Origin of the sequence: uncultured Oxalicibacterium sp., from assembly GCF_913776015.1 — a bacterium.
GTDB lineage: Bacteria > Pseudomonadota > Gammaproteobacteria > Burkholderiales > Burkholderiaceae_D > Oxalicibacterium.
Genome location: NZ_CAJYMD010000066.1, coordinates 1 through 19,202, shown reverse-complemented (window position 1 = coordinate 19,202; position 19,202 = coordinate 1). Strand labels below are relative to the sequence as shown.

Here is a 19,202-nt window from a genome sequence, read left to right as displayed (position 1 = left end):
AGCGAAAGCGATGAGCACGATTGAAGTGAAAGTCCCGGATATCGGCGATTTCAAGGATGTGGAAATCATCGAAGTGCTGGTGAATGTCGGCGACACGATCAAGGTTGATCAATCGCTGATCACCGTCGAGTCGGACAAGGCCAGCCTGGAAATCCCGGCCAGCCACGCCGGCGTCATCAAGGAAATGAAGGTCAAGCTTGGCGACAAGGTCAGCGAAGGTTCGCTGCTGTTGGTGCTTGAGGCAGAAGCCGAGGCGGATGCGCCTGCTGCACAAACACCATCGCCAACCAAACAGGAAGCACTAAAGCAGGCCGCTGCATCTGCAGCGCCGGCCCCAAAGCAGGCGGCAGCCCCGCAAGCACCAGCTGCGGCACCTGCGCCAGCCGCCAAATCGCAGGCTGGCGGCAAGATCGACGTGACCGTGCCCGATATCGGTGATTTCAAGGAAGTGGAAGTCATCGAAGTGCTGGTCGCGGTTGGCGATACCGTCAAGGTCGATCAATCCTTGATCACCGTCGAGTCTGACAAGGCAAGCATGGAAATTCCATCGAGCCACGCCGGTGTAGTCAAGGAACTCAAGATCAAGTTGGGTGACAAGGTCAGCGAAGGTTCGTTGTTGCTGATTCTCGAAGGTGAAGCGACGGAAGCGCCTGCATCAGCACCGGTCCAGGAAAGCAAGCCGGTTGCCCAGCCTGCTCCGGCAGCGCCAGCTGAAAAGCCCCCTGTGCAACAGCAGGTCGTTGCACCGACTGCAACAAGTTTCAACGGCAAAGCCGATCTCGAATGCGACATGATGGTTTTGGGTGCCGGTCCCGGCGGTTATTCCGCAGCATTCCGTTCGGCTGATTTGGGCATGTCTACCGTACTGGTCGAGCGTTATTCGACGCTCGGTGGTGTGTGCCTCAACGTCGGTTGCATTCCATCCAAGGCTTTGCTGCACGTGGCTGCCGTGATTGATGAAGCTGCCGCGATGGCATCGCACGGCGTGACCTTCGGCAAGCCAGAGATCGATATCGACAAGCTGCGCAGCCACAAGGAAAAAGTCATCGGCAAGATGACGACCGGCCTGGCTAGCATGGCCAAGGCACGCAAGGTCAACGTCGTGCAAGGCGTCGGTCAGTTCGTTGGTCCTAATCATATCGAAGTGACGACTGCCGACGGCAAGAAGGTTGTGCAGTTCAAGCAGGCGATCATCGCTGCCGGTTCATCGGTCGTGAACCTGCCATTCATTCCACAAGATCCGCGCATCGTCGATTCAACTGGTGCGCTTGAGTTGCGCAGTGTGCCGAAACGCATGCTGGTGATTGGCGGCGGCATCATCGGCCTGGAAATGGCAACCGTCTATTCGACCCTTGGTGCGCGTATTGATGTTGTCGAAATGATGGATGGTCTGATGCAGGGCGCTGACCGCGATCTGGTCAAGGTCTGGCAGAAGTTCAATGAGAAGCGCTTCGACAAGATCATGTTGAAGACCAAGACCGTTGGTGTTGAAGCCTTGAAAGAAGGCATCAAGGTCACTTTCGAAGCTGCTGATGCATCGGTCACTGCACCAGAACCACAAGTCTACGATCTGGTATTGGTTGCCGTCGGCCGTAGCCCGAATGGCAAGAAGATTGGTGCAGAAAATGCAGGCGTCGCTGTAACGGATCGCGGCTTCATCGAAGTGGATGCACAGATGCGTACCAATGTGCATCACATCTTTGCGATTGGCGATCTGGTTGGTCAGCCGATGCTCGCACATAAAGCCGTGCATGAAGCACACGTTGCTGCGGAAGCAGCCGCAGGCGAGAAGGCGTACTTCGACGCACGCGTGATTCCATCTGTTGCCTACACCGATCCGGAAGTCGCATGGGTCGGTTTGACCGAAGATGAAGCCAAGGCCAAAGGCGTCAAGCTGGAAAAAGGCCTGTTCCCATGGGCAGCATCTGGCCGTGCTGTCGCGAATGGCCGTGATGAAGGCTTTACCAAACTGCTGTTCGATGCTGAGACACATCGCATCGTCGGCGGCGGTATTGTCGGTACGCATGCCGGTGACATGATTGGTGAAATTGCACTGGCGATCGAGATGGGTGCCGATGCGGTGGATATCGGCAAGACCATTCACCCGCATCCGACCTTGGGTGAGTCGATTGGCATGGCGGCGGAAGTGTACGAAGGTGTTTGTACCGATCTGCCGCCTGCGCGCAAGAAATAACACACTCGTATCATCCAGAAAAAACGGCGCTCAGGCGCCGTTTTTTTATGGGTGGAAATAATTATCGCCGTGTACAAAATGGATGTCATTCATTGTCGCGAGCGGCTATCTTGTCTTGTAGATGACATCTCGACGAGAAGCGATCTCTTGATCATGGATTCTCATGCCGGTTTCCTTTCTGTGCGAGACGGAACTGTTACGTTGGCGGATTGCTGCATTAAAATTCTGTTAATGTTCAGTCCCAAATAGCGTGGGGCTCCTGGTATGGCACGTTGCTGGCCATGCCTTACAGCCTGATATTTCCACCGATGTTTAGCGTTCCTCTTCTATTGTGCAAATTCTCGAAACCAAAATTCCCGCTCCCATCGTCGCGATTCTGATTGGCATCCTGATGAAATGGTATGCACATGCCACGAACATCATGCTCGATCCCACATCGTTGCGCATGATGGTAGGCGTCGGCCTGTCGCAAATCAGCGCCGTACTGGCACTGGCCGTCGTTGTTCATTTCTGGCGTCGCCGCACGACTATCAACCCGATCAATCCGGACAAGGCATCACATCTGGTGACGTACGGGGTGTTTCGGCTTTCGCGCAATCCAATGTATTTGAGCCTGCTGTTGCTGCTGGTTGCCTATGCGATTCGTCTCGATTCGCTAGCTGTCTGGATTGCGCCGGTGGTGTTCGTGGCCTATGTCACGCGTTTCCAGATCATGCCGGAAGAGCGTGTGTTGACGAAGAAATTCGGTGAGGCCTACCTGACCTACAAGCATCGGACTCGTCGCTGGATTTGAGTGAGCAGGTCATGCTGAATGGTTGACGGCGAGCGTGATTGAATAATCCGAGGAGAGAGACTATGAACGGTCATTGTTTGTGTGGTGCGGTGAGTTTTGCCAGTCCGGATACAAAAGAAATTGGTGCATGCCACTGCGCAACTTGCCGTCGCTGGGGTGGCGGGCCTTTGTTGGCGGTGCATTGCGGGGCCGGGGTGCAATTCGCTGGTACTGAGCAGATTGCGACATACGCTTCTTCCGAATGGGCCGAGCGCGCATTCTGCAAGCAGTGCGGTACGCATTTGTATTACAAGCTACTGGCGACAGGCGAATATTTCATTCCTGCCGGTACATTCGAGACCACCGATCTTGAACTGGCGAGTCAGATTTATATCGACAAGAAGCCAGCTTATTATGATTTTGCGAATCAGACGCCGACCTTAACCGAGCAGCAAGTCATCGAGCAATACAGCTCTCCCGATAGCAGCCCTGCTTAAGAACGACGATCAAGTTTTCTCGTCGTGCAAGCCGGCTGACGTCGCAGGCCACGGACTGTTTGGCCGGTAATGCATCATCCGCTCGGCGCGCCTTCCTTTCTTTTCCCGTCGCACTTCTGCCGAAGCCATGGCAGTTTTGACGAACTCGAAGCGGAGATTCTGGCGCAAAAAGGCTAAAGCATTCTTTTTGAACTCAGCGATGTCGAACTGCCGCGTTACGTCAATCTGCTGCGCGAGGCGAACAGGGAGCATCCATTGGTGGAATGCGATTCCTGGCGCATCTGGCTGACAATACGCTCAGTTTGATCGGTGTCGAGACAACGCGTAAAAAGCCGTTTGACGTGCGTTGCGCAACAGACGCGCATTTTTTTGCGGCGCAAATTGACGATCAGGCGCACAATCAAAGCGTGCATCGTTCCTTTTGTCAGGGTGCCGAGCGCACCTTGTTTTTCGTTCGGGCGGCTCTATGTCGATCAAGAATACAGATGGCAGTAATGTCCTGCCTTTCCGGCGTCCATTGAAACCGGCGTTGCCGGCGCCGACGCCTGCCGCCGACCTGGCAAAACTCCTGATCCTTTACGATCGTCTGATTGCCTTGCTGCGTGATACCTACGACGACGGGCTCGACTACTTTACCGATGGCCTGCTGGCGCTGGTGATCGAGTGTCGTGAACGTCTCGAAGCAGGCATGGAAAACGAAGAGGCTGAAAAGATGCTGCGTGATATGCGGCACGAGTTGCACATGTTCCCGCGTAATCTGCGTGCGATTCTGCCCGGCATCGGTCCGCGTCTCGGCGAAAGCCTCGAGTACAAGCTGGGTATCCAGTTTGCAGAGTACGAAGCGACACATCGTTAGCACGAAGATTTGCCTGTACTGCATTCACATCCGCGGCGGAATGTGTGAGTATTCATCACGTTCTTCCGAAAAATAATCAATTCAAAAGGATAAAACGATGAAAGCAGTTCGAATCCATGCTTACGGCAATGCCGATGTCCTTGCCTATGAAGATGCGCCGATGCCGCAGATTGCAGCGGACGATGTACTAGTGCGTGTCGTCAATGCTTCAGTCAATCCGGTGGACTGGAAAATTCGCGAAGGGCATGCAAAGAGCATGCTGTCCTATACCTTTCCGCTGATTCTCGGTTGGGATGTATCTGGCGTTGTCGAAGCCATCGGTGAAAACGTGACACGTTTCAAGGTCGGCGATGCGGTTTTCTCGCGGCCCGATATCAAGCGCGATGGCACCTATGCCGAATATGTGGCGATCCGCGAAACCGAACTCGCGCACAAGCCGAAGACCGTCTCGCATGCCGAGGCGGCATCCTTGCCCTTGGCCGGCATCACGGCATGGGAAGTGCTGATCACCACGGCACGCATCACTTCACGCCAGCGCGTGTTGATTCATGCGGGTGCCGGCGGTGTCGGCTCCCTGGCGATCCAGTTGGCGAAGACGCGCGGCGCGTATGTGATTGCGACGGCATCGGGCAAGAACGTTTCGCTGGTGCGCTCGCTGGGGGCCGATGAGGTCATCGATTACCGTGCGCAGGCGTTTGAGAAAGTCGTCAAGGATGTAGACGTCGTGTTCGATACGCTGGGCGGACAAGTGCAGGATGTGTCGTGGAATGTGCTCAAGCCGGGCGGCATCCTCGTTTCGATTGTCAGCCCGCCATCCGAAGAGCGAGCGAAGGAGCTTGGCATGCGGGCCGGTTTCGTTTTCATCGAGCCGAGTGCGCCGATTCTGACGCAACTTGCTGCATTGGTAGATGCAGGCGCCATTCGGCCCATCGTCGGTGCCGAATATGCGCTCAAGGATATCGCCAAGGCACATGCCTTCAGCCAGTCGGGACGCGCGGTCGGCAAGATCGTGCTCTACGTCGGTCAACCCTGATCCGGATCGGTCTGCCTCATGTCTCTGCTGGCTGATATCGCCGTTGCACTGATTGCGTTTCTGCACGTGTATATCCTGGTGCTCGAAATGTTCTTGTGGGAGAGGCCGGCAGGGCGCAAGGCCTTTGGTCTGTCGGCAGAGCAGGCCAAATCGACGCGTGTCATGGCGGCAAATCAGGGGTTGTACAACGGCTTTCTGGCGGCAGGCTTGATTTGGGGGCTGTGTCTGGGCAGTGAAGGTATGGCGATCAAGGTGTTTTTCCTGTCCTGCGTGCTGGTGGCCGGTGTCTTCGGTGCCCTGACGGCGAGCCGCAAGATTTTGTTCGTGCAGGCAATTCCGGCCATGATGGCGATGGCGCTGGTATACGCCGCTGCGTGAATTACGGGAGTTTTACTTGCCGCGCCGTTTGACGTGTTGTGGCGCTTTACGTGCCTATCTGAACCACCACTTGTCCCACGTCTGTACCAGTTCGGCAAGCCGTGCATAGCCATGGGCACCCGGATGCGCGCCATCGTTGCTGGCTGCTTCACGCAACCAGTGCGGATCCTTGCGCAAATCATCGAGTACAGACAGGTAAGGGACATTCAACGCCAGCGCCAGATCGGCGAATTGTTGATCCAGTCGCTCAACACGATGCGTATGTGCCGCATCGGGCATTGGTGGTGGGCCTATCACGAGGACGTGAAAGCGATGGGCAGCCGCGCTCAGAATGTGCTGGAAATTACCTATGCTTTCTCCGGTCGCAATGCGTTGTGCCCCTTGAATCAGCGTTGTGTCGTTAACACCGAATGAAAACACCACGCGTTGTGCCGCATCTTTGGGCAAGCGTGCAGTGCATTCCTGTTGCCAGCGCAGGGCGATATCGCGGCTCGTATCGCGGCGAATGCCGAGGTTGTAATGCGTGAGATTGATGCTGCGCGCGACGGCATGCTGCGCAAGACGGCCAGCCCAGCCCAGGCAGAGCGGATCGGCAGTGCCCTGCACGAAAGAGTCGCCGACAAAGCAGACGCGTTGATCGCTCAAGGTATGCAGCATGTCACCTCCCACCAAAAGGATCAGTCGAAATAGCTGCGTGCCATTTCGAAACGCTGCGCGAAATAGCGATTGTCCATGCGGTCGATGCGCACACGTCCATTGGTCGAAGGTGCATGGACAAAGCGACCATCGCCGATATAAATGCCGACATGCGAGAACGAGCGGTTCATGGTGTTGAAGAACACAAGATCGCCGGCGCGCAGTGAACGCGGATTGACTTCGCGGCCACGCTTGGCGATATCGGCAGCACTGCCCGAGACATGCACGCCAACGGCTTCACGAAAAATATAGGACACCATGCCGCTGCAATCGAAACCGGCTTCGGGATTCTTGCCACCGAAGCGATAGCCGGTATCCATCATGCCCATCGCAAATAGCACGACTTCATTGCCGCGGGCACTTGGCGGGCGTTGTTCTGCCGGCGGCGTGATGCTGCCGCAGGCACTTAACAGAAGAATAGTTGCGAGCGCCAGCCATGCCAGTCTCATGCGCCGCCACGCTGCCATCGGCAGTAAGAACGCTGACGAAGATGACATGGCCCGCATGCTTATTGCCCCAGTTCGGTCAGTACAACCGACAGCAGCGTCAGCATCTGGTCGAGCTCTTCCTTCGTCACATTCAGCGAAGGCATGAAGCGCAGCAGATCGGGGCGCGGCGAGTTCAACAGCAGGCCGAATGGTTCAAGGTCGCGTGCCTTATCGACGATCTGTGGACCTATATCCTTGCCGAGCTTGAGTGCGCGCAGCAGGCCTTCTCCACGTTCGCCCGCAAGACCATGTTTGTTGGACAGCTTGATCAATTCCTGGCTCAGGTAGTTGCCCTTGTCCTGTACCGATTGCAGGAAGCCTGGTGCCAGCAAGGCCTTGGCGACTGCCACGCCAACCGCCGTCATGACCGGATTGCCGTTGTAGGTGCCACCCTGATCACCCGCTTCAAAGACGGCGATTTCTTCGCGTGCCAGCAGTGCGGCCAGCGGCACGCCGCCGCCGATGCCTTTGCCCAGCGTCATGATGTCAGGTTCGATGCCCGACAATTGATACGCAAACATTTCACCCGTGCGGCCCATGCCGGTTTGCACTTCATCGACGATCAGCAGGATGTTGTGCTTCTTGGTCAGTGCGCGCAGTGCCTGCATGAATTCGCGCGTGGCCGGGATAACGCCCGCTTCGCCCTGTACCGGTTCAAGCATGATGGCGACGGTTTTGTCGGTGATCAATTTTTCGACGCTGGCGATATCGTTCAGGTCTGCCTTCAGGAAGCCCGGCACCTGCGGTGCGAAGATGGTGTCCCAACCGGCCTTGCCGCTGGCCGACATGGCCGCGATTGTGCGGCCGTGAAAGCTGTGGTCGAAGGTGATGATTTCGTAGCGATTTTCGCCAGCGGCGTTCTTGTGGAGCTTGCCCCACTTGCGTGCCAGCTTGAATGCGCCTTCATTGGCTTCGGCACCGCTGTTGGCAAAAAACACGCGGTCGAAGCAGGAATTCTCGGTCAGCAGCTTGGCCAGTTCGATCGATGGTTCGTTGTAGAACGCTGGCGAAGGATTGATGAGTTTTTTCGATTGCGCGACCAAGGCATCGTGAATGCATGCTGGCGAGTGGCCGAGGCAGTTGACAGCCCAGCCTTGCAAATAGTCCAGATAGCGTTTGCCGTTATTGTCGGTCAGCCACATGCCATCGCCTTCCACGAATACCAGCGGCGGGCGGTTGGTGATGTACATCAGTTTGTTGACGTCGTACTGGCTGAATTCCATTGCGGGTGCTCCTGAACGAAAAGTGAAGATTGGATGGCGAGAACGTCCGGTTGTTCGCGACAATTAAAAACAAACACAAAAATAAAAAAGCCACAGGATGGGCCTGTGGCTGGGTGATCGGCAAAAGCCTGAGCGCACGGCGTCCTCTAACAAGGCAGGGCGTGACGGCGTCGCAGGTGGTTGGCAATCGATTTCATGCGGAAATGGTAAGCGGTTTTGCACAGGTCGTCAAAACGTTTGCGTGCGCAGGCCTTGGCGTGTGTGTCTTATTCCACCACGTTCTTGTGCAGATCGGCCTCCGAAGTGAAGGCATCGGCATAGAACTCGTCGGCAGGCAAGCCGCATATCTTGCTGAAATCGTCTTGCGCTGCTTCCACCATGGCCGGATTGCCGCAGGCGTAAACCTGGTAGCCGGACAGATCGGGCAGATCGGCCATTACGGCCTGATGCACGAAGCCGCTGCGGCCCTGCCAGTCGTCTTCGGCAGTCGCATGAGAAACCACGGGCACGTAACGGAAGTTCGGCAATGTGCGTGCCCACTCCTCACACAGCGCATGCATGTACAGATCCTGCGGACGACGGCCACCCCAATACAGCGTCATCGGCCGTTCGCTGCGTTCGTAGACGGCCTGTTCGACGATCGCTTTCAGTGGTGCGAAACCGGTGCCCGATGCCAGCAACACCATCGGCTTGCGTGAGTCTTCCCGCAGGAAGAAGGTACCTTGCGGGCCTTCAAAGCGCAGTATTTCGCGTTCCTTCATGGCATTGAACACATGATCGGTGAACAGGCCGCCAGGCATGTGGCGGATGTGCAGCGTCAGGTGTTCGTCGGCATGTGGTGCATTGGCGATGCTGTAGCTGCGGCGCTTGCCATCCTTGAGCAGGAATTCGATGTACTGACCGGCACGATATTGCAGGCGTTCGTTGGCTGGCAATTGCAGTGACAGTACGATGACGTCTTCACCAAGGCGTTCCATCTTCACCACGCGTGAAGGCAGCTTTTTCATCGGAAACTCGCCTACACCCAGTACTTCGCGCGATTCGATGACGAGATCGGTATAGGGCTTGGCACAGCAGAACAGCGCGAATCCGCGCGATTCGTCGGCAGCCGACAGGGCGCGCTCCTGATGCGGGCCGTGGTGGACATCGCCTTCCAGAATGGTGCCGCGGCAAGTGCTGCAAGCCCCATTCTTGCACCCGTAGGGCAGGCCGATGCCGGCACGAATGGCGGCGTTCAAGATGGTTTCATCGGCTTCGCAGGTAAACTGCCGGCCGCTGGGCTTAACGGTAATGTGGAACGTCATACAATCCTGATCATGCAAATTCAAAATAATCCTGCGGTCCGCCAATCTGGCAAGCTGGGCAAACCGCGCCTGCTAATCATCGGTTGCGGCGATGTCGGCATGCGCATGCTGCCCTTGCTGCGCGAACGTTATCGCGTCTTTGCGGTGACAACGCAGGCGGAACGTGCAGTGGCTTTGCGCGCGTCTGGTGCGATACCGATACTGGCCGATCTCGATCAGCCGCATACCTTGCGCCGCCTGGCGCGTCTGGCGCCGACCGTATTGCATCTGGCACCGCCACCAGCCGAAGGCCGAATTGATCGCCGGACCCGCAATTTGACCGCCATTTTACCCGAGCGGACCACGCTGGTTTATGTCAGTACTTCCGGCGTGTACGGCGATTGCAGCGGGGCGCTGGTCCATGAAACGCGACCTGTAAAGCCGAAGAATGCGCGCGCCATTCGTCGCGTGGATGCTGAAACCAGCTTGCGGTCGTGGGCGCGTCGTTCGAAATCGCGTCTGGCAATCGTGCGTGTACCCGGTATCTATGCATCTGATCGCTTGCCGATCGAGCGCCTGCAAAAAGGAACGCCAGCCTTGATCGATGCTGACGATGTCTTTACCAATCACATTCATGCCGACGACTTGGCGCGCATCGTGATTGCCGCAATGCGGCGTATGCAGCCGTTGCGTATTTACCACGCTGTCGATGATTCCGATATGAAAATGGCGGCGTACTTCGATGCCGTTGCTGATGCCATGGGCTTACCGCGTCCACCGCGTTTGCCACGTGCCGAATTGCAACACCATGTCACGCCTGCCATGTTGTCTTTCATGGCGGAGTCGCGTCGCCTTTCGAATCAACGTCTCAAGAATGAATTGGGCGTGTGCCTGCAATTTCCTACCGTCGCCGCCGGTGTGGCTGCGATTCGTTAAGCTGGCGTTAAGTTTTGTCCACCGGCGCGCTTTAAAATCCCGCTTTTTCTTCCTCTAAAGATAATCCGTAAAAAACTGCGATTTCATTGCATCTTGTGCGAGGTTTTGCACAGAGTCAGCGTATCCACAGATTGAAAATCTTCCTGCTTAAAATGAGAAAGGCGATATGGATTCCTCGATATTTTCGACAGGAGAAAGCATGATTTCTGTATCGGTTTTTTCGTCGCTATAGGCCTTATATTTCGGTTTTTTCTTACAAAACTCACGCTAAATTCGATTTTGCACCTGGTTAAGATTCCGTTAGAGTTGCTCCACCTGCCCGAACGGGACATAACCAAAAGGAAAGCCATGTAGAAGCAGGGACAACTTTCGGATCGCAATACTGAAGAAACGCCGCTTGCGGCGATGTTGAATGGCAGCACTGGACGGATGCCGAATCATTCCAGCGCAACACGATGCGAGAAGCGCGCATCCAACCAACCTTAGAGAAAATTATGGAATTTTTACAAGTATTTACGACGCCAGAAGCATGGATTGCGCTGGCAACCCTGACGATGCTGGAAATCGTTCTGGGTGTGGATAACATCATCTTCATTTCGGTGCTGGTCGACCGTTTGCCAAAACATCAACAACAAAAAGGCCGCATCATCGGTCTGGGCCTAGCGATGGGTACGCGTATCCTGCTGCTGCTCAGCCTGTCGTGGATGATGGGATTGGTCGAACCGATCTTCTCCATCGGCAATATGGGCTTCTCGGGCCGTGACCTGATCCTGTTCTTCGGTGGCGCATTCCTGCTCTACAAAGCCTTGGTCGAAATCAAGGAACTGATGGTCGGCGGCCATGAAGAAGAGGAAGAGAAAACCGGCGCAGCCGTGAAGAAAGCGACCTTCGGCATGGTGCTGCTGCAAATCGCCATTATCGACATCGTGTTCTCGCTCGACTCGGTCATTACCGCCGTCGGTATGGTCAAGGAAGTGGAAATCATGATCGTCGCTATCATGATCGCTGTCGGTATCATGATGTTCTCGGCCAAGGCCATTGGCGAGTTCGTCAACAAGTACCCAAGCATCAAGATGTTGGCGCTGTGCTTCCTGGTCATCGTCGGTGCGGTGCTGATCGCCGAAAGCCTGGAATTCCATATCCCGAAAGGCTACATCTACGGTGCAATGGGCTTCTCGCTGATCGTCGAACTGTGCAACATCCGCATGCGCCGCAATCACGAAATGGCGATCTGCGATGTGCGTGAGGAAGAAAAGCCGCATGCCAGCGAGCACCCAGTGAATGCCTGATTGGGGCATGATCAGCAGAGTGGCATAGGTCACTCTGCTGGCAGACAGGCAGAGTGTCAGTTGAACTGCAATTCGCCTAAAACAAAAAAGGAACTCTTTGAGTTCCTTTTTTGTTTTCTGTCGCACACTCGGCAGCTAGTGGGTCGTTATAGAGAGTGGTTTGCTTTGTTGTTGCCGCCTTAGCCGTAGATCAATTCAGTACAGCTGTGACCTTGAGTACTTCATCAATGGTGGTCAAGCCTTCGGCGATTTTCATGGCACCGGCGAGGCGCAAGGGTTTCATGCCATCGGCCACGCTTTGTGAGCGCAAGACATGAATGTCGGTTTCCGCCTTGATCAGTTTGGAAAATTCGGGCGTGACGGTCAGCAGTTCATAGACGCCGGTACGGCCGCGGTAGCCGGTCTGGCGGCATTCCGGACAACCAATCGGTTTATAGATAGTGGTCGGCTTGGGAAGGTCGATACCTTCCGTCAGTCCTTGCCATATGTCATCGGCGATTTCGCCTTCGGGCGATTTGCAGTGCGAACACAGCGTACGCGTCAGACGCTGCGCCATGATGCCGATCAGCGTCGATTCCAGCAGATAGTAGGGCACACCGAGTTCCAGCAGGCGCATGACGGCAGATGGCGCATCATTCGTATGCAGTGTCGAGAGCACGAGATGGCCGGTCAATGCAGCCTGGATCGCCATTTCGGCAGTTTCCAGATCACGAATCTCGCCGACCATGATGATGTCCGGGTCTTGCCGCATCAATGCCCGCACGCCGTCGGCGAACGAGAGGTCGATGCCGTGCTGTACCTGCATCTGGTTGAACGAGGCTTCGACCATTTCGATAGGATCTTCCACGGTGCAGACATTGACTTCGCTGGTCGCCAGCGCCTTGAGCGTGGTGTAAAGCGTCGTCGTTTTGCCCGACCCGGTCGGACCGGTGACGAGGATGATGCCGTGCGGACGAGCTGTCAGTTGGTCCCAGCGCGCAGCGTCGTCAGGCGGGAAGCCGAGTTCGGGCAGCGATTTGACGACCACATCCGGATCGAAAATACGCATGACGAGTTTTTCGCCGAAGGCTGTGGGTAGCGTCGATAAACGCAACTCGATTTCCTGGCCGCCGCTAGTGCGTGTCTTGATGCGACCATCCTGCGGACGGCGTTTTTCGATCACGTCCATGCGGCCCAGAAGTTTGATGCGCGCCGTCATGGCAATCATCACGGCGGGCGGTACCTGATAGACCTGATGCAGTACGCCATCGATGCGAAAGCGGATCGCACAGAAATCGCGTTTGGGTTCGAGATGGATATCGGAAGCGCGTTGTTCGAATGCGTACTGCCACAGCCAATCAACGATGTTGATGATGTGCTGGTCGTTGGCATCGACCTGCTTGTGATTACCGAGCTCGACCAGTTGCTCGAAGTTGTTGCGCAGGGCAACGTCCTGCCCATTCTGCTTGCGCGCACCTTTGATCGATTTGGCAAGCGCGAAGAACTGCGTCGTGTATTGCCCGATATCGAGTGGATTGGCGATCACCAGTCGCACGTTGCGGCGCGTCAGCTTGGCGATTTCGGCTTCCCATTCGGTATCGAACGGTTCGCAGGTCGCGACGACGAGTTCGGTCGGCGTCATTTCCACCGGCAGGATGTGAAAGCGAATTGCGTAGGACGATGACATGACATCGGCCACGCGGGTGAAATCGATCTTGAGCGGGTCGATGCGGAAGAACGACAGCTTGACACGTGCGGCCAGCCATTCAGTCAACCAATCCAGCGTCAGCGGGCGGTACGGTGGCGCAGCCGAGGTCAGCTTGCATTGCGCGATGGCCGTCAAGGGATGCATGGCGATGGAGGCATTCTTGAAAATGCCTTGCGCCTGCGTATACAGTTTCTTGACGTCGTCTTTGGCAACCACGCCATCGGCCAGCAGCCAACTGAACAGCGTTTGCAAGTCCAGTCGTTTGGACGAAGCAGTGGCAGATTTGGCGTTGGGTGTCGAAGCGATGGAGGCGGTAGCCATGTCCGTGATCCAGAATGCAAAAGTGAATCGATGCTATCACAGCGCCTTGCCGGCTTCGTCGTCCTGTTGCTGTGCTGTTGTCTTATTGTTGCGCCAGCCAGGCCTTGATGCCATTGACCCAGGATTTGGCCGGCATCTTGGTCTGTTCGGTAATCTGCCGCGCACGTTCGTAGAGCGCAGGAATGTCGAGGTTTGGTGGCGTGTTGAAGGCAATCGCGATGACATTCCCGTCATGTACTTCCGGCAGTGAAATCACCGTGTCGAAGGCGTAATGCATGGCGCTCAGGTTTTTGGCGTAGCTGGGATGGTCGCCGAACAGGTTGACGGTCATGATGCCGTGTTCAGTCAGACAATTTGAACAAGCCTGATAAAACTCGGCCGTATCCAGCACGGGCCCGCGTGCGGTCGCGTCGTACAGATCGACCTGCAATGCATCGATGGTGCAGTGATTGTCGCTGTTCATGACGAACTCCAGCGCATCCATTTCGATCACGTTGAGACGCGCATCGTTAGGCGGCAGCTTGAACATCGACGAACAGATCGCCACGACGGACGGATTCAGCTCCACTGCGGTCACACGCGTTTGCGGAAAGCGACGATAGGCGAATTTGGTCAGTGCACCCGTACCGAGGCCAAGCTGCCCAATATGCGTGGGCTGCTCGATGAACAGCATCCACGCCATCATCTGCTGCGCGTATTCGAGTTCGATGGCGTCCGGCTTGCTTATCCGCATCGCGCCTTGCACCCATTCCGTACCGAAATGCAGGTAACGCACGCCGAACTGTTCCGAGAGCGTAACCGGCGCATATTTCGGCGTGCGCGGCTTGCTGGTCGGCTGTTTCAGGCTGGCCAGCGTGGCGGTCTTCTTGCGCGCCGGGCCCGTTCGTGTGTTGGCGTCGGCTTCGATGGATTTGCGTTTGATGAGCATGAATCGGAAAACGAGTGAAAACAGCGTTGGATGTGATTATCAGGATGGCGCGATGATACTCCGCCACTGGAGTAATTTCTGCTCGAAACGCATGACAGCATAAGCGGGAGATGAAGACGGCAGGATCCGTGTTTCAAAACCCGCCTGCTCGAATACCGGCGCTTGCTTGCCCGAGGTCTTGCCGTTGAAACAGACGCGGCGCAAGGCGGGACATTGTTCGCGTAGCAAGACGAAGTCGTTGTGCCGGGCATGGCGGATGGCACTGTCGAGGCTACCTTCGCGTGCGCAGGCAGCAATCACATCCCACAGGCCGATGTGGTGGTGCAACAGCTTTTGCAGACGTTGTTCATAGGGCAGGCTGGCGAGATCATCGTCGAGTACTGCTGACAGCAGCCGCCAGAACTGGTTTTGCGGATGCGCATAATATTGCTGTGCGGTGAGCGAAGCTTCGCCAGGAAAGCTGCCAAGGATCAGGATTTCAGTCTGGTGATCGATGACGGGCGGGAAGCAGGTCAGCAAAGCGGATGGTGCGGAGGACGATGCGGTAACGGGCATGCCGTATTTTATCGCTGTGGCAAACATCTGCGCATCGCTTACCGAATGGATATGAAAACAGGAGGAGAGGCCATGCATGACAAGATCGTACTGATCACGGGCGGCAGTCGAGGTATTGGTGCTGCGATTGCGGAGCTGGCGGCAGCACAAGGATATGCCGTTTGCTTCAGTTACAAGAGTAATCGAGCTGCCGCCGATGCCGTGGTGGCGCGCATCACGCAAGCGGGTGGACAGGCGCTCGCGGTAGCTGCCGACGTGGCTGTCGAGGCCGATATTCTGCGCTTATTTGCGACCTGCGAGCAGGAGTTTGGTGTGCCGACTGCGCTCGTTAACAATGCCGGCATTCTGGAGCAGCAGATGCGCGTGGAGCAGATGGATGTGACCCGCATGCAGCGCATCTTTGCCACCAATATCATCGGTAGTTTTGTTTGCGCCCGCGAAGCGGTGCGGCGGATGTCTACACGTCATGGTGGCAAGGGCGGGGCGATCGTCAACATTTCCTCGATTGCTGCCAAAGGTGGTGGGCCCGGCGAATACGTGGACTATGCCGCTTCCAAGGGGGCGATCGATACGCTGACGATCGGGCTGGCGAAAGAGGTCGCGCTGGAAGGCATACGGGTCAATGCTGTGCGGCCGGGCGTGGTCTACACGGAAATCCACGCCAGCGGCGGTGAGCCGGGGCGCGTGGATCGCGTGAAGGTCAACGTGCCGATGCAGCGGGGTGGGCAGCCTGAGGAAATCGCGGAGGCAGTTCTCTGGCTGTTATCCGACAAGGCATCGTACGTGACTGGTACGTTCATCGATGTAACGGGTGGGCGCTAGCCAGCACAATCGCCTGTGCGTGCTGGCGCACATTGCGAGACAGCCGATTTTCGTATGCTGTTGCCACGCCGGTGCATGCATGCTGGCGCTACCGTGAAGAGGTCACCATGAAATTCGTTACCAGCCTGTTTCGCTCCATCCACGCAGCCACGGCGCTGTTCTTTGCATTGGCAGCCCTGATGCTGATCATTATCGGCGTGCGCATGGGCTGGCAAGCGTTCACTGGTGAACTGGACGCCGGCGCCGCGCAAGCCATCATTGAGGCGGTGGGCTTGTTGGCTGCGGCGGTGGTTGCCTTGCAGATTGCCGAAACCATCGTCGAGGAAGAAGTTGTGCGCGATGCTGACATCAGCGCACCTACTCGCGTGCGGCGCTTTCTCTCGCGTTTCTTCGTGGTCGTGATTGTGGCATTGGCAATCGAAGGGCTGGTCGCGACCTTCAAGGCTATTCATGATGATCTGACCTACCTTTCCTATGCGGCAGCCGTGCTGGCCGCTACCGCGCTCTTGCTGGTGGCGTGGGGCTGGTTCATCAAGCTCAACCGTTCGGCGGAAGAACTGGAACCGGAAGCCATGCAAGAAGCCAAGGAGGAAGATCAGAAAATCCGCTAACGCTTAAGGTGGTACCCGGTATGAGTAGTCTTGCGCAGCAGACTCATCCAAGCCTTGATGAGGTGGTCGGTACGGATAGATCTTTTCGTGTTGCGTAGGCATTCAAGCGCTCCTGTGATTAAATGCAGCGTTTTTGACGCAATTGGCTGTTATGCCATTTGCATTGCCATTCACAGGGAGCTTCATGAAATACGTTGCCGCTTTGCTGTTTGCGTTTTCTTTTTCCAGCCCGACCCTCGCTGAACCGACATCCGCGCCATCTCCCGCTTCCATTGAAAAATTGATGGTTGTCACGCATTCTGATCGCATCATGGATCAGATGTTTTTCAGCATGGACAGCATGATGCGCAACCTCGTCAACCAGTCTGTGCAGCAGAATGGCATGTCCAAGGAAGGGCGCCTGGTGCTGGATAACTACATGGGACGCATCATGAAGGTCATGCGTGAGGAAATGAGCTGGGCCAAGATGAAACCGATTTATGTGCAGGTATATGCCGAAACTTTCACCCAGCAGGAAGTCGACGATATGCTGGGGTTTTATGCCACGCCGAGCGGTCAATCCATGATCGAGAAAATGCCGGTGGTCATGCAAAAATCGATGGCATTGACGCAATCACATGTTGCGCCGCTCATGCAGCGCATGCAACGAGAGTTGCAGCAGGCGATTATCGAGGTCAAGGCACAACAGGCGGCACCGGCTGCCAAATAGGCGGCACTGACGTGTCGTGTAGCACGCCACCCCAAACCTAATTCAAGAATGAACAACGAATCAAAATCACCGGTTGCACCGACTGGTCAGCCACGTCGTGGCCGCATGGATGCACCGAACAAGGAAGAAACCAGCGCCTTGCCACCATTCGCCATGCTGCCTTTGCAGCAGGTGGTATTGCCGGTCACGGAGGCGGAATGCAAGGATGCGGTCGATCACTTGCTGCGCGCCACGATCATCGGTTTCGATACCGAATCGCGGCCGGTCTTTATCAAAGGTGCCACGGATGATGGGCCTCACATCGTGCAATGCGCGACGATGGAAAAAACCTGGATCTTTCAATTGCACCATCCGGCGTGCGAACAAGCCGTCAAGATTCTGCTGGCTTCCAGTCAATTGTTGAAGGTGGGCTTCGGTCTGCAATCCGATATCAGCAGCGTGGCGCGAAGATTCGGCTTGCCGATGCAGGCCGTACTTGATCTGAATACGGTGTTTCGCCAACTGGGCTACAAGAGCTCGACCGGCCTGCGCGCTGGTGTGGCGATTGCCCTCAACCAGGGGTTTCATAAGGCCAAGAGCGTATCGACCACCAACTGGGCAGCACGCAAGTTGACGGACGCGCAGATCGTCTACGCTGCCAACGATGCCTATGCCGCGCTGTGCGTGTTTCATGAACTCAACCGTCGTTATCAGCAGTGGCAACACGCCATGCCGGCGACGATACAACCGTTCCTGCAAGATCGTTGATCCCGTCACGTCGATGAGGTGCAAATGAATCGACGCGATGCATGATGAAAAAAAGGCCGCCCCATTGCGAGGGCGGCCTTTTTTATTCGAGGGACGGATGACTTACTTGCTCGCCATGCCCAGCAACATGTCGTTCAACCGTTTGACGAACGATGCCGGATCGGCAAGGTTGCCACCTTCAGCCAGCAATGCCTGATCGAACAGGATGTTGGACCAGTCCTCAAACTTGCCGTCTTCGGATTTCAGACGCTGCACCAGCGGATGGTCCGGGTTGATTTCGAGAATCGGCTTGCTGTCCGGCGCATTCTGGCCTGCCGCTTTCAGCATGCGTACGAGGTTGGCCGACAGCTCATGCTCTTCGCTGACGAGGCAGGCGGGCGAATCGGTCAGACGGAATGTCACGCGTACATCCTTGGCCTTGTCGGCCAGCGCCGTCTTCATCTTCTCGACGAGGTCCTTGTACTGCTGCTCGGTTTCCTCGTGCTGTTTCTTCTCGGTTTCATCTTCGAGCTTGCCGAGATCGAGGCCGCCCTTGGCAACAGAGGCTAGTTCCTTGCCTTCGAAATCGTTGAGGAAGGACAGCATCCATTCATCCACGCGGTCGGTCAGCAGCAGAACTTCGATACCTTTCTTGCGGAAGATTTCGAGGTGCGGGCTGTTCTTAGCAGCTTGGAAAGACTCGGCCGTTACGTAGTAGATCTTGTCTTGGCCTTCTTTCATGCGACCGATGTAATCGGCCAGCGAGACGTTTTGCGCATCGCTGTCGTTGTGCGTCGATGCAAAACGCAGCAGTTTGGCGATACGTTCCTTGTTGGCATGGTCTTCGCCGATGCCTTCCTTGAGCACCTGACCGAATTCGGTCCAGAAGCTGGCGTACTTGTCCTTCTCGGCCTGATCGTCGCTGTTGGCGAGCTCTTCCAGCATCGACAGCACGCGCTTGGTCGAGCCTTCGCGTATGGCTTTCACATCTCGCGATTCCTGCAGGATTTCACGCGAGACGTTGAGTGGCAGATCGGCCGAATCGATCACGCCCTTGACGAAGCGCAGGTAGACCGGCATCAGTTGCTCGGCATCGTCCATGATGAAGACGCGCTTGACGTACAGCTTGATACCGCCGCGCTTGTTGCGATCCCACAGATCGAACGGTGCCTTGGCCGGGATGTACAGCAGTTGTGTG

20 protein-coding genes are annotated in these 19,202 nt (G+C 56.2%); 12 read left to right on the top strand and 8 right to left on the bottom strand.

Annotation, left to right across the window (positions count from 1 at the left end; genetic code table 11):
* Positions 1-10 precede the first annotated feature (10 nt).
* The 6 genes from lpdA (at position 11) to QZ725_RS11210 (ending at position 5,730) form a co-directional block, all read left to right on the top strand.
* Positions 11-2,194 (top strand): dihydrolipoyl dehydrogenase, encoded by a 2,184-nt coding sequence (gene lpdA / locus QZ725_RS11235; protein WP_293779534.1) that lies wholly within the window; start codon positions 11-13, stop codon positions 2,192-2,194.
* Between the two features lie 421 nt (positions 2,195-2,615).
* Positions 2,616-2,987 carry an isoprenylcysteine carboxylmethyltransferase family protein gene (locus tag QZ725_RS11230; RefSeq protein WP_293779532.1) on the top strand — a complete coding sequence of 124 codons (372 nt, stop codon included), beginning with the start codon at positions 2,616-2,618 and terminating at the stop codon, positions 2,985-2,987.
* Positions 2,988-3,049: 62 nt separating this feature from the next.
* A complete protein-coding gene (locus QZ725_RS11225) occupies positions 3,050-3,463 on the top strand; it encodes a GFA family protein (RefSeq protein WP_293779530.1) in 414 nt (137 codons plus the stop codon).
* A 466-nt stretch (positions 3,464-3,929) separates the two neighbouring features.
* Complete coding sequence (locus QZ725_RS11220; protein ID WP_293779528.1) at positions 3,930-4,319, top strand: hypothetical protein; 390 nt, start codon at positions 3,930-3,932, stop codon at positions 4,317-4,319.
* 97 nt (positions 4,320-4,416) lie between these two features.
* The gene (locus QZ725_RS11215) at positions 4,417-5,352 is read left to right on the top strand and encodes an NADP-dependent oxidoreductase (RefSeq protein ID WP_293779526.1); all 936 of its coding nucleotides are present in this window, start codon (positions 4,417-4,419) and stop codon (positions 5,350-5,352) included.
* Positions 5,353-5,370: 18 nt separating this feature from the next.
* Complete coding sequence (locus QZ725_RS11210) at positions 5,371-5,730, top strand: DUF1304 domain-containing protein (RefSeq protein ID WP_293779524.1); 360 nt, start codon at positions 5,371-5,373, stop codon at positions 5,728-5,730.
* Positions 5,731-5,784: 54 nt separating this feature from the next.
* Here the strand turns inward: QZ725_RS11210 and QZ725_RS11205 are convergent, their stop codons facing one another.
* The 4 genes from QZ725_RS11205 to QZ725_RS11190 all read right to left on the bottom strand — a co-directional run bounded on the left by QZ725_RS11205 (position 5,785) and on the right by QZ725_RS11190 (position 9,441).
* A complete protein-coding gene (locus QZ725_RS11205; RefSeq protein WP_293779522.1) occupies positions 5,785-6,387 on the bottom strand; it encodes a GDSL-type esterase/lipase family protein in 603 nt (200 codons plus the stop codon).
* A 20-nt stretch (positions 6,388-6,407) separates the two neighbouring features.
* Entirely contained in the window at positions 6,408-6,923 is a 516-nt protein-coding gene (locus QZ725_RS11200; RefSeq protein WP_293779520.1) for a C40 family peptidase, read from the bottom strand.
* Positions 6,924-6,934: 11 nt separating this feature from the next.
* On the bottom strand, positions 6,935-8,137 hold the full coding sequence (locus QZ725_RS11195; RefSeq protein ID WP_293779518.1) for an acetylornithine transaminase: 1,203 nt from the start codon (positions 8,135-8,137) through the stop codon (positions 6,935-6,937).
* A 266-nt stretch (positions 8,138-8,403) separates the two neighbouring features.
* Positions 8,404-9,441: a CDP-6-deoxy-delta-3,4-glucoseen reductase gene (locus QZ725_RS11190; protein ID WP_293779516.1), complete on the bottom strand. Its 1,038-nt coding sequence runs from the start codon at positions 9,439-9,441 to the stop codon at positions 8,404-8,406.
* 12 nt (positions 9,442-9,453) lie between these two features.
* On the opposite strand from QZ725_RS11190, the gene QZ725_RS11185 reads away from it, so the two are divergent.
* A complete protein-coding gene (locus QZ725_RS11185; protein ID WP_293779514.1) occupies positions 9,454-10,356 on the top strand; it encodes a sugar nucleotide-binding protein in 903 nt (300 codons plus the stop codon).
* Between the two features lie 494 nt (positions 10,357-10,850).
* Positions 10,851-11,645, top strand: coding sequence for a TerC family protein (locus QZ725_RS11180; protein WP_293779512.1), 795 nt, complete (start codon positions 10,851-10,853; stop codon positions 11,643-11,645).
* A gap of 190 nt (positions 11,646-11,835) precedes the next feature.
* Here QZ725_RS11180 and QZ725_RS11175 read toward each other — a convergent pair whose 3' ends face one another.
* The 3 genes from QZ725_RS11175 to QZ725_RS11165 form a co-directional block, all read right to left on the bottom strand.
* Positions 11,836-13,653 (bottom strand): GspE/PulE family protein, encoded by a 1,818-nt coding sequence (locus QZ725_RS11175; RefSeq protein ID WP_293779510.1) that lies wholly within the window; start codon positions 13,651-13,653, stop codon positions 11,836-11,838.
* 82 nt (positions 13,654-13,735) lie between these two features.
* Positions 13,736-14,581, bottom strand: a complete 846-nt coding sequence (locus QZ725_RS11170) for a spermidine synthase (RefSeq protein WP_293779508.1) — start codon at positions 14,579-14,581, stop codon at positions 13,736-13,738.
* Positions 14,582-14,620: 39 nt separating this feature from the next.
* Positions 14,621-15,100: a DNA-deoxyinosine glycosylase gene (locus QZ725_RS11165; protein WP_293779677.1), complete on the bottom strand. Its 480-nt coding sequence runs from the start codon at positions 15,098-15,100 to the stop codon at positions 14,621-14,623.
* Between the two features lie 108 nt (positions 15,101-15,208).
* Here QZ725_RS11165 and QZ725_RS11160 point away from each other — a divergent pair, with 108 nt between their 5' ends.
* From QZ725_RS11160 to QZ725_RS11145, 4 genes are all read left to right on the top strand, one after another.
* Positions 15,209-15,958 (top strand): SDR family oxidoreductase, encoded by a 750-nt coding sequence (locus QZ725_RS11160; protein ID WP_293779506.1) that lies wholly within the window; start codon positions 15,209-15,211, stop codon positions 15,956-15,958.
* Between the two features lie 107 nt (positions 15,959-16,065).
* Positions 16,066-16,569, top strand: coding sequence for a hypothetical protein (locus QZ725_RS11155; protein WP_293779504.1), 504 nt, complete (start codon positions 16,066-16,068; stop codon positions 16,567-16,569).
* A 184-nt stretch (positions 16,570-16,753) separates the two neighbouring features.
* Positions 16,754-17,278 carry a DUF2059 domain-containing protein gene (locus tag QZ725_RS11150; protein WP_293779502.1) on the top strand — a complete coding sequence of 175 codons (525 nt, stop codon included), beginning with the start codon at positions 16,754-16,756 and terminating at the stop codon, positions 17,276-17,278.
* A 48-nt stretch (positions 17,279-17,326) separates the two neighbouring features.
* On the top strand, positions 17,327-18,025 hold the full coding sequence (locus QZ725_RS11145) for a 3'-5' exonuclease (protein ID WP_293779500.1): 699 nt from the start codon (positions 17,327-17,329) through the stop codon (positions 18,023-18,025).
* Positions 18,026-18,127: 102 nt separating this feature from the next.
* Here QZ725_RS11145 and htpG read toward each other — a convergent pair.
* Positions 18,128-19,202: molecular chaperone HtpG (htpG, locus tag QZ725_RS11140; RefSeq protein ID WP_293779498.1), on the bottom strand; the 1,075-nt coding region annotated here is incomplete at its 5' end.

Excerpts from the sequence above, each read along its gene's own strand:
- QZ725_RS11200 (WP_293779520.1), bottom strand. The coding sequence starts at position 6,923 with ATGTCATCTTCGTCAGCGTTCTTACTGCCGATGGCAGCGTGGCGGCGC.
- QZ725_RS11145 (WP_293779500.1), top strand. The coding sequence starts at position 17,327 with ATGAACAACGAATCAAAATCACCGGTTGCACCGACTGGTCAGCCACGT.
- QZ725_RS11155 (WP_293779504.1), top strand. The coding sequence starts at position 16,066 with ATGAAATTCGTTACCAGCCTGTTTCGCTCCATCCACGCAGCCACGGCG.
- QZ725_RS11195 (WP_293779518.1), bottom strand. The coding sequence starts at position 8,137 with ATGGAATTCAGCCAGTACGACGTCAACAAACTGATGTACATCACCAAC.
- QZ725_RS11160 (WP_293779506.1), top strand. The coding sequence starts at position 15,209 with ATGCATGACAAGATCGTACTGATCACGGGCGGCAGTCGAGGTATTGGT.
- QZ725_RS11210 (WP_293779524.1), top strand. The coding sequence starts at position 5,371 with ATGTCTCTGCTGGCTGATATCGCCGTTGCACTGATTGCGTTTCTGCAC.
- QZ725_RS11220 (WP_293779528.1), top strand. The coding sequence starts at position 3,930 with ATGTCGATCAAGAATACAGATGGCAGTAATGTCCTGCCTTTCCGGCGT.
- QZ725_RS11150 (WP_293779502.1), top strand. The coding sequence starts at position 16,754 with ATGAAATACGTTGCCGCTTTGCTGTTTGCGTTTTCTTTTTCCAGCCCG.
- lpdA (WP_293779534.1), top strand. The coding sequence starts at position 11 with ATGAGCACGATTGAAGTGAAAGTCCCGGATATCGGCGATTTCAAGGAT.
- QZ725_RS11170 (WP_293779508.1), bottom strand. The coding sequence starts at position 14,581 with ATGCTCATCAAACGCAAATCCATCGAAGCCGACGCCAACACACGAACG.
- QZ725_RS11225 (WP_293779530.1), top strand. The coding sequence starts at position 3,050 with ATGAACGGTCATTGTTTGTGTGGTGCGGTGAGTTTTGCCAGTCCGGAT.
- QZ725_RS11175 (WP_293779510.1), bottom strand. The coding sequence starts at position 13,653 with ATGGCTACCGCCTCCATCGCTTCGACACCCAACGCCAAATCTGCCACT.
- QZ725_RS11190 (WP_293779516.1), bottom strand. The coding sequence starts at position 9,441 with ATGACGTTCCACATTACCGTTAAGCCCAGCGGCCGGCAGTTTACCTGC.
- QZ725_RS11205 (WP_293779522.1), bottom strand. The coding sequence starts at position 6,387 with ATGCTGCATACCTTGAGCGATCAACGCGTCTGCTTTGTCGGCGACTCT.
- QZ725_RS11180 (WP_293779512.1), top strand. The coding sequence starts at position 10,851 with ATGGAATTTTTACAAGTATTTACGACGCCAGAAGCATGGATTGCGCTG.
- QZ725_RS11185 (WP_293779514.1), top strand. The coding sequence starts at position 9,454 with ATGCAAATTCAAAATAATCCTGCGGTCCGCCAATCTGGCAAGCTGGGC.
- QZ725_RS11230 (WP_293779532.1), top strand. The coding sequence starts at position 2,616 with ATGCTCGATCCCACATCGTTGCGCATGATGGTAGGCGTCGGCCTGTCG.
- QZ725_RS11215 (WP_293779526.1), top strand. The coding sequence starts at position 4,417 with ATGAAAGCAGTTCGAATCCATGCTTACGGCAATGCCGATGTCCTTGCC.